Raw genomic sequence first — 10,393 nt, 5'->3', positions numbered from 1 at the left:
AACAGTTACTTCAAAACAGCCAGGGCTGCTTCGTAGTTCGGCTCTTGGCCGATTTCGCTGACCAGTTCGCTGTGCAGCACGTTGTCATTTTCGTCCAGCACCACGACGGCACGGGCGGTCAGGCCGCGCAGCGGGCCATCAGCAAGCGCAACACCGTAGTCGACAGCAAATGCCGCCTCACGGAAGTCCGACAGGTTCTTCACGTTTTCCAGGCCTTCGGCACCGCAGAAGCGCGCCTGGGCGAATGGCAGGTCAGTGGAGATGCACAGCACCACGGTGTTGCTCACGTCGTTGACCTGAGCGTTGAACTTGCGAACCGAAGTGGCGCAGGTCGGGGTATCAACGCTTGGGAAGATGTTCAGCACTTTGCGCTTGCCGGCAAAGGTTGCCAGGGTTGCGTCAGACAGATCGCCAGCAGTCAGGGTGAAGTCTGGCGCCTTGGCGCCGACTTTCGGCAAATCGCCTTCGACCTGGACAGGGTTGCCTCGGAGGGTAACTTGAGCCATGAACGGAATCCTTCTAGTGGTGGTAGTGAAACGAATTTCAGGTGCCGAAGTTAAACACAAAGTTCGATGGGCACCTATGGTCGGACGCAAATTGTCATGGAGCGCAGCTCAACGCCCCGCCGCCACGAACCCCCGCTGCAAATCCTCAACCAACGCTTCCACATCCTCCAGCCCCACATGCAGACGCACCACCGGGTTCAGTCCACGATCGGCAGCGCTCTGGCGATCCTGGGTGTCGGCCAGGGTCACCAGGCTCTCAAAGCCGCCCCAGGACGCACCCAGGCCAAACAACTGCAAGCCGTCGATAAACCGTTCGACATAACCGCCGTCCGCGCTGTTGAGTTCAAACGACAGCAAACCATTACTGCCGCTGAAATCACGCTTCCACAGCGCATGCCCCGGGTGCTCGGGCAAGGCCGGATGAAACACCCGCTTGACCTGCGGCTGCACCTGCAACCATTGCGCAATCGCCAGCGCCTGACGCTCGTGCACGTCCAGCCGGGAAGCCAGGGTGCGCGCGCCACGCAGGATCAGGTAAGCATCGTCGGCGCTGACCGCATTGCCAAAGGTGTCGCTCATTTTTGCCAGGGCCGGCCATGCCTCTTGCGTGGTGCAGACGCTGCCCATCATCACGTCGCTGTGGCCGCCGAGGTATTTGGTCAGGGCCATGATCGAGATGTCGGCGCCCAACGCCAGCGGGCGGTACAGGTAGGCCGAGCCCCAGGTGTTGTCCACCGCCAGCAGAATCCCACGCGGCTTGCACAGGGCGGCAATCGCAGGCAGGTCACACAGTTCATACAGCAGTGAACCGGGCGTTTCGGCGTAGACCATTTTGGTGTTGGCCTGAAGCTGCGCTTCCAGGTCGCTGCCGTCCGGGGCGAAATAGCTGACTTCGATACCGAACGGCTGGAGGAACTCGCGAGCCAGCTTGCGCACCGGCGAATACACCGCGTCGGTGATCAGCACGTGATCGCCGGGCCGCAAGTAGGCCAGGAACGTCTGCGCCGCTGCAGCGAGGCCGGTGCCATACAACCGTGTGCGGTAGCCGCCTTCGAGCTCGGTGACCAGGTCTTCCAGGGCAAACGCGGTGGGATTGCCCCGCGCGCCGTAGCTCAGGACGCGCTCGCTGTCGCGCCGGGAACGCGCATCGCGCATCTGGGCCAGGTTGTCGAAGAGCACAGTGCTCAGGCGGGTGATGGGGATGTTCACCGCCCGACCGCCATTGCCGCCTTCGGTACGCGCCGCATGGATCAGCCGGGTCCGCACCCGCGACGCCGGGGCCAACGGTTTTAGACTGGCGATTTCCGCCTCGCTCATCTGCGCCAGCAGGCCGATTTCCCAGGCCAGGTATTGGCGGGCGGCGTCCTTGTTGCCACTGTGGCGGTCGTGGGTGAAGAACAGGAAGTCGATGCACTGATGATCCGGTGGGGTTTGTGCGTCCTCAATCACCGGCAACCCGGCAGCGACCCACGCGGCATAGCCGCCGTCGAGCAAACGCACGTCCTCGCCCAACTCCAGCACGGCAAAAGCCGCCAGTGCAGGGTCATCAGCCAGCAGCACCAACGGGCGCACACCGGCGGTCAACAGCGAACGAATCGACCAGCGCGAACCAGCAATCCGGCCCTTGCGATGGGTCATGCTCGGGCGCAGGTCCACCAGGTCCACCGCGTTATCGTTCAAGGCATCCGCCAGCGCCTGTGCCGAGATCAATGGCAATGCCTTGAACGGCACCGCCTGCGTGACCGGCAGCGCCAGCCCACTCTGGACACCCTCTTCCAGCACATACGCCTCATGCCCCAACTGCCGCAGCCAACTGGCGACAATCGGCGCACGCACACCGTCGCTGTCCACCAGTACCACCCGCGCCTGACGCACGCCGATGTACAGGTCGGTGGACTGAATCAACTGCCCGCCCGGGGTATGTTGCGCCCCCGGCAGACTGCCGGCGGCAAACTCTTCGGCGGTGCGCACATCGCACAGGAACAGGCTACGAGCTGGATCCGCCGCCCATTGGCGAACCTGCTCCGCCGCGACGCTGACCACCCCGGCGCGCTCCGCCAATTGCCGGGCGGCCTCGCGCTGCTGCACCAGATCAGTGGAGACCTGATCGGCATAACGCCGGGTGCTGCCATGTTCCAGCTTGAAGTCCGCCAGGTACCAACCCTGGGTACCGTTTTCCAACGCATACACCGGGTTCTTCACGCCCAGGTTGATCAACGTCTGGGCGCCGATAATGCTGCGGGTACGACCGGCGCAGTTGACCACGATCGGCGTGGTTTCATCCGGCACCAGGTCGTGCACGCGGTAGCCCAGCTCACCGTTAGGGCAGCAGATGGAACCCGGAATGGTCATCTTGCGGTATTCATCGAACGGCCTGCCGTCCAGGACCACCAGCGGCTCGCCCGTGGCCTGCCAGTCCGCCAGCTGCTGCGCAGTGACATGAGGCGTATGGCTGGCCTCTTCCACCAACTCGCCAAAGGCTTTTGACGGCACATGCACCCCGGCAAACAGTTGCAAGCCCGCTGCCTGCCAACCGTCCGCGCCGCCTTGCAGCACATGCACATGGCTGTAGCCCAACGCCTGCAAGCGCAACGCCGTGCGCGCAGCCACAGCGCCGCCATCCTGGTCGTAGATCACCAGGCGCACCTGAGGATTCGGCGCCAGACGCTGCACTTCCAGCTCCAGGCGGCTATAGGGCAGGTTCACCCCGTGGAACAGATGGGCCTCGCCGTACTGGCCGTGCTCGCGTACGTCGAACAGGGCGATTTCCTGGCCGTCGAACAGCCATTGTTGCAATTGCCCGGGTGTGATGGTCTGGCTCATGAAAATCCCGCAAAAAAGAGATGAATTACTGCAAGGCCAACGAGCGCTCGCCGGCGGCGACTTCACGCCCCTTGGCATACGCCCGCTGGACCGCCGGGCGCGCCTTGATCCGCAGGCGCCAGGCCTGGATGTTGGGGTAGTCCGCCAGGTCCTGGCCTTGGCGCAGTGGCTGGATCCACGGGAAGATCGCCATGTCGGCCACCGAGTACTCGCCCGCCACGTACGGCACCTCGGCCAAGCGTTGCTCCAGCACCCGATACAGGCGCGTGGCTTCGGCGTTCAGCAGGTCCAGGGCGAAGGGAATCGGTTCCGGGGCCTTCTCCTTGAACAGCTGCAACTGGCTCAGGTACGGGGTGATATGCCCCACCTGCCAGAACAGCCATTCCTGGACTTTCTGACGCTCGGCGGTGCCGGCGGGCGGCAGGAAACGCCCGGCCTGGTCGGCCAGGTAATTCAGGATCGCCCCGGATTCGAACAGGCTCAGTGGTGCTTCAAGGCTGTGGTCGACAATCGCCGGAATCCGCCCATTCGCGCTGATGCGCTGGAAGCTTTCCTGCTTCTGCGCGCCTTCGCGGATGTTCACCGGAATCAGGCGGTACTCCGCCTCCAGTTCTTCAAGCAGGATGCCGACTTTCAGGCCGTTGCCCGTAGGCCAGTAATACAGATCAATCATAAAAACCCCTGGTGTGGGAGCTGGCTTGCCTGCGACGCAGGCGATGCGGTGAATCAGGTAACCCGCGTCGATGCAATCGCAGGCAAGCCAGCTCCCACATAAAGCGACTTTCGCCGCACATGAGCAGCGTTTTCAGGCATAGGCCCGGATTGAAGGGGCCATCTGCGAGGCGTTGTAGTTGAGAATCCGCCCGTCCGCTTCAACGCCATAACGGCCATTCAGGGATTCCAGCGGCAAGCCGTACAGGTGGAAGTGCAAGGTCGCCTGCTCACCCTCGACGCGAATCCCGTGCAGGTCTTCACCAAGGAACGAGATGGAAGTACCCGGCTGCACGATGACTTCTTTCTCGAGGGTCAAGGTGGTGAAGCCAGCGTCACGCCCTTCATCGTTGCGGCCATACACGTAGTTGATCTCCTGGCCTTCAACGGCACTGATGATCGCCCAGGTTTCATGGTTGTGGGGGATGGTGCTTTTGCCCGGCAGCAGCGAGTTCAGGTACAGGGTCGGCGTGTCGCCATCGTCGTTCAGGCGATAACGGAACGCGGTGCTGCCCTGCCCCGGTACCGGCGCGGGGAATTCGCTGAAGTTGAACAGGTCCCGGCGCTCGGCCAGGGTTTCCAGCAGGCCGACGATTTCCACCAGGGCCGCGCGGTCTACGCCACGCTGGTTGATGACGCGGATCTGCTGCAGGAAGTCTTCGATAACGGCGGCACGGTTTGCGGTACTCATGACGAGGTTCCTCTTGTTAGACAGACAGGGTGTAGCGGCTCAGGTTGGTCAACAGGTACGGATCATTGGCGATCGGCGGACGGCGGCCCGGATCGCCCAAGGCATGGCGCAGGAACTCCTGGGTGCGTTCACTGGTGGGGCGCTGGAAGATCTGCTCGGCGCTGCCGTGTTCGACGATCACGCCGTTTTCAGTGAAGTAGACGATGTCGCTGATCTCTTCGGCGAAGCGCATTTCGTGGGTCACCAGCACGCAGGTCATGCCCTCTTCGGTCAGCTCGCGGATCACCGTCAGCACTTCTCCGACGGTTTCCGGGTCCAGGGCCGAGGTCACTTCATCGAACAGGATCAGTTCCGGGCGCATGGCCAACGCCCGGGCAATCGCCACCCGCTGCTGCTGCCCGCCGGAGAGTTGGCCGGGATAGGCATCGGCCTTGTGCTCCATGCGCACCTTGGCCAGCAGCGCCCGCGCATCTTTCTCGGCATCACTGCGGTTGCGGCCGAGCACCTTGCGCGGGGCGATCACCAGGTTTTCCAGCACCGACAAATGCGGGAACAGGTTGTATTGCTGGAACACAAACCCGACGCGCTTGCGCAGCTCGATGCGCTGGGCTTCCTGGGTCAGGGTATCGACCCGGGTTTCACCCACGCGGATGGTGCCGCGCTGGGGCTGCAACAGGCCGGTGATGCAGCGCAGGATGGTCGACTTGCCCGAGCCCGACGGGCCGATGATCGACACCGCCTGGCCGCGGTGCACGTCGAGGTCGATGCCCTTGAGCACCCGGTTGTCACCGAACGACAGCTGCAAGTCCCGCAGGCTGACCAGGGGTTCAATAGAAGGCATAACGGCGCTCCAGGCGTTGGGTCAAACGGGAAATCGGGTAGCAATAGGCGAAGAACAGCACCAGCAGGCTGAGGTAGATCACCACGGTGAAGCCGGTCATGTTCACGGTGTTGCTGGCGATCTGTGCGGTGTCGATAACGTCATGCACACCCACCAGCGACGCCAGGGCGGTGCCCATAGTGACCACCGCGTAAAGGTTCATCCATGGCGGCAACATGCGCTTGAAGCACTGGGGCAGGATGATCGAACGGAAGATCTGGCCACGGGTGAACGCCAGTGAACGCGCGGCTTCCCACTGGGTGCTGGGGATCGAACCGATGGCGCCGCGAAAGATCTCCGCCACGTTGGCACTGGCGGGCAACGCCAGGCCGATGGTCACCTTGACCCAGTCCGGGAACGACACGTAGCTGCTGCCGATGTGGATCTCGAACGGGAACACGTAGGTGGTGAGATAGATCAGCACCAGCCACGGCGCGTTGCGAAATACCTGCACCCACACTCGCGCGACAATGCCTGCGGGTGACAGGGCCAACGCTCCGATCAACAGGCCGAGCACCGAACCAATGGCAATCGCCACCACGCTGATCAGGATGTTCTGGCCAAAACCGCTGACCAGCGCCGGCGACCATTGCAGCAACGCCGACAGCACCGGGAATGAATCAATGGCCATAGCCGGGCATCCTCAGGCGCGCTTCCAGCCAGCGCCCCACACAGTTGACGGTAAAGCTCAGCAAGCCGAAAAAGCTCAGGATCAAAATCATCAGCTCCAGCACGTTGTCGCTCTGGGTCCAGATCATGATCGACGCGTAGGTGATATCGCCCACGGCAATGGCCGAGGCCACGGCAGTCATTTTCACCAGGTCGATCAGGTTGTTGATCAGCGACGGCAGTGCGAAACGCAGGGCCAGTGGCAACTGCACATTCCACAGCAATTGCCGGCTGCTGAAGGCCAGGGAACTGGCGGCTTCCAGGGTCACGGCCGGCACTGCCTCGATGCCGGCGCGCAGGGCTTCGGCGTGGAACGCGCCCTTGTGCAGGGAGATCACGATCACCACCCAGGCAAACGGCGTCAGCGGGTTGGCTGCGCCGACGGCCTGGGTCAGCAGCATGTTCAACACCAGGAACGCGCAGTACAACTGCACCAGGGTCGGGGTATTGCGGGTGACTTCGATAAACACCCGCGCAGGCCGGGCCAGCCACGGGTTGCCCGAGGTCAGCAACGCCGCCAGGCTGATCCCGGCCAGCAGGCTGCCGACGATGGTGAACAGGCACAACAGCACGGTGGTCAGCGCGCCCTGCTCCAGGGTGCCGCGCTGATAGGCATCCAGCAGGAAGTTGTAGTTGAGGCCGATACCGGCCGCCCAGTGCACAAAAATCTCCAGCCAATGACTCATTCGTCGCCCCGCAACTTGCCGCAGGCAACAGCAATACGGCGCCCCGCCTCGGCCACGCTGTCGGTCGCCGTGGCGATGGACAGGCGAAACCACGGCGACAGGCCATAGGCACTGCCCGCCACACCGGCGACGCCCTCCTCCAACAGGTAAGCGACGACATCGCCGTCATCCTTCAACTGCTGACCGTCCGGGCGATAGCGGCCGAGCAAACCGGCGCAGCGCACAAACACAAAGAACCCGCCTTGAGGCTCAAGCACTTCCAGGCCGTCGACGGTGCCGAGGGCCATCATCAGCAAGTCGCGGCGCAGTTGATAGGCCGCTACCTGCTCGGCCAGAAAGCCCAGCCCGCCGGTGAAGGCGGCCAACGCGGCGGCCTGCCCGACGGAAGACGCACCGGAGGTGGATTGGGATTGCACCACCGCCATCGCGTTGGTCAGGGTCTGCGGCCCGGCGCCGAAACCGATGCGCCAGCCTGTCATGGCATAGGTCTTGGACACGCCGCCCACCAACAGGCAACGGTCCTGCAAATCCGGCGCGACGTTCAGCAGGCTCTGGGCCGGGCGACCGTCGAAGCGGATGTGCTCGTAGAGTTCATCCAGCAGCACCAGCACCTGGGGATGAAGGCGCAGCACCTCGGCCAGCGCGTGCAGTTCAGACTCGCTATACACCGCGCCGCTCGGGTTGCCCGGGCCATTGAGGATCAGCCAGCGGGTGCGCTCGTTGATGTGCTGCTCCAGTTGCGCCGGCAGCAGCTTGCAACCCTGCTCCAGCCCGCACTCGATAAATACCGGCTCGCCACCGTTGAAGCGCACGCTGTCGGGGAATGACGGCCAATACGGCGTCGGCACCAGTACTTGATCACCGTCGTCGAGGGTGGCGGCAAAAGCGTTGAAGATGATCTGTTTCGCGCCGTTGGCAATCACGATGTTCGGCAGCGCATAGTCCAGGTGGTTTTCTTCGGCCAGTTTTCGCTGCACGGCAACCCGCAGAGCCTTTACGCCAGATGTCGGCGTGTACTTGGTGGCGCCTGCTGCAATGGCGGCATAGGCCGCTTGCTTGATGTGCTCCGGGGTATCGAAATCCGGCTCGCCGGTGGTCAGGTCCAGAATGTCGCGGCCGGCGTCACGCAGTTCCGTGGCGCGGGATTTGGCCGCTGCATTGGCCGACAGCGACACGCGCTGCACGCGCTTGGACAAGCGAACGGTCATGGCTGCACCTCCAGGACTTTGCCGGGGTTGAGCAGGTTTTTCGGGTCGAGGGCGCGTTTGATGCGGCGCATCAGGTCCAGCTCCACCGGGCTTTTGTAGCGGCTAAGCATGCCGACCTTGCGCTGGCCAATCCCGTGCTCGGCACTGATGGAGCCGCCGTGGGCATGGGCGCTGTCGTGCACCAGCAGGCTCAGGTCGGCGTAGTTGGCCATGTGTTCATCCACCGTTGAACCCAGCGGATGGGCCACGTTGTAATGCAGGTTGCCGTCCCCCAGGTGCCCGAACGTGAAGTTGCGCACGCCGGGAAAATGCACCTGCAACAGCGCATCGGTATGGGCCACGAAGGCGACGATTTGCGAGATGGGCACCGAGATGTCGTGCTTCATGTTGCGCCCGGCGCGCTTCTGCGCCTCGCTCATGTTTTCGCGCAGCAGCCACAGCGCTTCGCTCTGCGCCAGGCTTTCGGCGATCAGGGCGTCAGCCAGCAGTGACTGCTCGAAGGCTTCACCCAGGACCGTTTCGAAGGCTTCGCGGGCGTGGGTTTCGCCGTGGTTATCCGACAGTTCCAGCAAGGCGAACCATGGCTGACTGGCTTTCAGGAATGGTTGCGGGCCTTCGGGAAACTGCTCGCGCAACAACGCCAGGCAATCGGCGCTGAGCAGTTCGAATGCGGTGAGATTGGCGCCAAAACCGGCGCGGGCGTGGGACAGGAACGCCACCGCCTGGGCCAACTCATCAAAGGCCAGCAACGCGGTGGCCTGGGCCTTGGGCAGCGGGAACAACTTCAGGGTGGCGGCGGTGATAATGCCGAGGGTGCCTTCGCTGCCGACGTACAAATCCCGCAGGTCGTAGCCGGTGTTGTCCTTGCGCAAACCCCGCAGTCCATTCCAGATTTCGCCTTCGGCCGTCACCACTTCCAGGCCCAGGGTCAGCTCGCGGGTGTTGCCATACCGCAGCACGGCGGTGCCGCCGGCATTGGTGCCGAGGTTGCCGCCAATGGTGCAACTGCCTTCGGCGCCCAGGCTCAGCGGAAACAGGCGACCGGCTTCACGGGCCACGTCCTGGATGTTTTGCAGGATGCAGCCGGCTTCGACGGTCAGGGTGTCGTTGTCGGTGTCGATCACGCGCACCCGGTTCATGCGGTCGAGCAACAGCAATACCGCGCGGCCGCTGGCGTCCGGCGTAGCGCCTGCCATCAGGCCGGTGTTGCCGCCCTGGACGACAATGGGCGCTTCCAGAGCCACACAGGCACGCACCACGGCGGCGACTTCTTCGGTGTTGGCCGGGTGTACCACCGCGATCACCTGGCCGGTGTAGCGGCCTTGTTTGTCGGTGAGGTACTGGGCGGCGTCTTCACTGCGCTGCACATGGGCGGCGCCGAGCAACTGTTGCAGGGTGGCGAATAGCGGTTCACTCATGGCTGTACTGCTCATGCAAATCCCGCAGGGCCTGGGACGGTGGCATGCCGGTGCGCTCGCCGAGGGCGATCAGCCAGCCGCTGCGATGCCAGTCGCGCACGATGGCGTCGAGCCTGGCCTGGGTGTCGTGCTCGCCCTTGCGGATCCAGATCACCGATTTGGAAGGGATCAAATCCCCCGGCAACGGGATCTCGTAGCCGGACCATTCGGCATCGCCCAGCAGTGCGTGCATGGTCGGGCTGACGTGCACCGCCGCCACACAGCCATTGCCACGCAACGACAGCAGGGATTCGGACTGGCTGCGGAACGCCTTGATCTGGGCGCCGTAGGTTTCCTGCAATGGCTTGATGAAGTTGCTGCCCTGGGACACACACACCGGCTTGTCCTTGAGGTCGGCCCACTGGGTGATGCCGGCGCCTTTGCGGATCAACGCCGCACCGCCGACTTCTTCATAAGGCGTGGGCACGTAGTCGAGAATCTCGGCGCGCTCGTCGGTGTACTGCATGTTGGCAATCAGCACATCGACCTTGCCTTGCTGCAGGAACTGCACGCGGTTGGGGGCGAGTACCGAGACGGTCTTGGTCTCCACGCCCAGCGCCTGGCCGAGGCCCTTGGCCAATTCGACGTTGTAGCCCAGGTGTTCGCCGGTCTTGGGGTCGATGGTGCCAAACGGCGGGCCGCTGAGAATCACGCCGACGCTGATGGCGTGGCGTTGCTGGATCTTGTCGAGGGTGGCATCGGCGTGGGCCAGGCTGGCACACAAAACCAGGCCGAGGGCGGTCAGGGATCTGAAATTCATGC

At 63.5% G+C, this 10,393-nt stretch carries 10 protein-coding genes; all 10 read right to left on the bottom strand.

The features are described 5' to 3' along the window. Positions 1-5 precede the first annotated feature (5 nt). The 10 genes from tpx to HX875_RS03585 all read right to left on the bottom strand — a co-directional run bounded on the left by tpx (position 6) and on the right by HX875_RS03585 (position 10,391). On the bottom strand, positions 6-506 hold the full coding sequence (tpx, locus tag HX875_RS03630) for a thiol peroxidase (protein ID WP_177041708.1): 501 nt from the start codon (positions 504-506) through the stop codon (positions 6-8). A gap of 108 nt (positions 507-614) precedes the next feature. After that, positions 615-3,329: a cystathionine beta-lyase gene (gene metC, locus HX875_RS03625; protein ID WP_177041706.1), complete on the bottom strand. Its 2,715-nt coding sequence runs from the start codon at positions 3,327-3,329 to the stop codon at positions 615-617. A 25-nt stretch (positions 3,330-3,354) separates the two neighbouring features. Beyond that, entirely contained in the window at positions 3,355-4,002 is a 648-nt protein-coding gene (locus HX875_RS03620) for a glutathione S-transferase family protein (RefSeq protein ID WP_177041704.1), read from the bottom strand. Positions 4,003-4,134: 132 nt separating this feature from the next. Then, complete coding sequence (locus HX875_RS03615; protein ID WP_177041702.1) at positions 4,135-4,731, bottom strand: cysteine dioxygenase; 597 nt, start codon at positions 4,729-4,731, stop codon at positions 4,135-4,137. A gap of 16 nt (positions 4,732-4,747) precedes the next feature. Continuing rightward, positions 4,748-5,572, bottom strand: a complete 825-nt coding sequence (locus tag HX875_RS03610) for an amino acid ABC transporter ATP-binding protein (RefSeq protein ID WP_177041701.1) — start codon at positions 5,570-5,572, stop codon at positions 4,748-4,750. Continuing rightward, complete coding sequence (locus HX875_RS03605; RefSeq protein WP_177041699.1) at positions 5,559-6,242, bottom strand: amino acid ABC transporter permease; 684 nt, start codon at positions 6,240-6,242, stop codon at positions 5,559-5,561. Before HX875_RS03605 ends, HX875_RS03610 begins: the two co-directional genes overlap by 14 nt. Beyond that, complete coding sequence (locus tag HX875_RS03600) at positions 6,232-6,966, bottom strand: amino acid ABC transporter permease (protein ID WP_177041697.1); 735 nt, start codon at positions 6,964-6,966, stop codon at positions 6,232-6,234. Before HX875_RS03600 ends, HX875_RS03605 begins: the two co-directional genes overlap by 11 nt. Next, a complete protein-coding gene (locus tag HX875_RS03595) occupies positions 6,963-8,174 on the bottom strand; it encodes an aminotransferase class I/II-fold pyridoxal phosphate-dependent enzyme (RefSeq protein ID WP_177041695.1) in 1,212 nt (403 codons plus the stop codon). The genes HX875_RS03600 and HX875_RS03595 overlap by 4 nt, the downstream gene beginning before the upstream one ends. After that, positions 8,171-9,592, bottom strand: coding sequence for an FAD-binding oxidoreductase (locus HX875_RS03590; protein WP_177041693.1), 1,422 nt, complete (start codon positions 9,590-9,592; stop codon positions 8,171-8,173). The genes HX875_RS03595 and HX875_RS03590 overlap by 4 nt, the downstream gene beginning before the upstream one ends. Next, complete coding sequence (locus HX875_RS03585) at positions 9,585-10,391, bottom strand: transporter substrate-binding domain-containing protein (RefSeq protein ID WP_177041691.1); 807 nt, start codon at positions 10,389-10,391, stop codon at positions 9,585-9,587. The genes HX875_RS03590 and HX875_RS03585 overlap by 8 nt, the downstream gene beginning before the upstream one ends. Positions 10,392-10,393: the final 2 nt, after the last annotated feature.

The organism is Pseudomonas yamanorum (assembly GCF_013386765.1).
GTDB classification, from domain to species: Bacteria; Pseudomonadota; Gammaproteobacteria; order Pseudomonadales; family Pseudomonadaceae; genus Aquipseudomonas; species Aquipseudomonas yamanorum_A.
The sequence above is the reverse complement of the archived record's forward strand: the minus strand, read 5'-3'. Positions and strand labels throughout refer to the sequence as shown.

What these genes read in the sequence shown, in the direction of transcription:
- tpx (WP_177041708.1), bottom strand. Translation starts at nt 506, where the DNA reads ATGGCTCAAGTTACCCTCCGAGGCAACCCTGTCCAGGTCGAAGGCGAT.
- metC (WP_177041706.1), bottom strand. Translation starts at nt 3,329, where the DNA reads ATGAGCCAGACCATCACACCCGGGCAATTGCAACAATGGCTGTTCGAC.
- HX875_RS03620 (WP_177041704.1), bottom strand. Translation starts at nt 4,002, where the DNA reads ATGATTGATCTGTATTACTGGCCTACGGGCAACGGCCTGAAAGTCGGC.
- HX875_RS03615 (WP_177041702.1), bottom strand. Translation starts at nt 4,731, where the DNA reads ATGAGTACCGCAAACCGTGCCGCCGTTATCGAAGACTTCCTGCAGCAG.
- HX875_RS03610 (WP_177041701.1), bottom strand. Translation starts at nt 5,572, where the DNA reads ATGCCTTCTATTGAACCCCTGGTCAGCCTGCGGGACTTGCAGCTGTCG.
- HX875_RS03605 (WP_177041699.1), bottom strand. Translation starts at nt 6,242, where the DNA reads ATGGCCATTGATTCATTCCCGGTGCTGTCGGCGTTGCTGCAATGGTCG.
- HX875_RS03600 (WP_177041697.1), bottom strand. Translation starts at nt 6,966, where the DNA reads ATGAGTCATTGGCTGGAGATTTTTGTGCACTGGGCGGCCGGTATCGGC.
- HX875_RS03595 (WP_177041695.1), bottom strand. Translation starts at nt 8,174, where the DNA reads ATGACCGTTCGCTTGTCCAAGCGCGTGCAGCGCGTGTCGCTGTCGGCC.
- HX875_RS03590 (WP_177041693.1), bottom strand. Translation starts at nt 9,592, where the DNA reads ATGAGTGAACCGCTATTCGCCACCCTGCAACAGTTGCTCGGCGCCGCC.
- HX875_RS03585 (WP_177041691.1), bottom strand. Translation starts at nt 10,391, where the DNA reads ATGAATTTCAGATCCCTGACCGCCCTCGGCCTGGTTTTGTGTGCCAGC.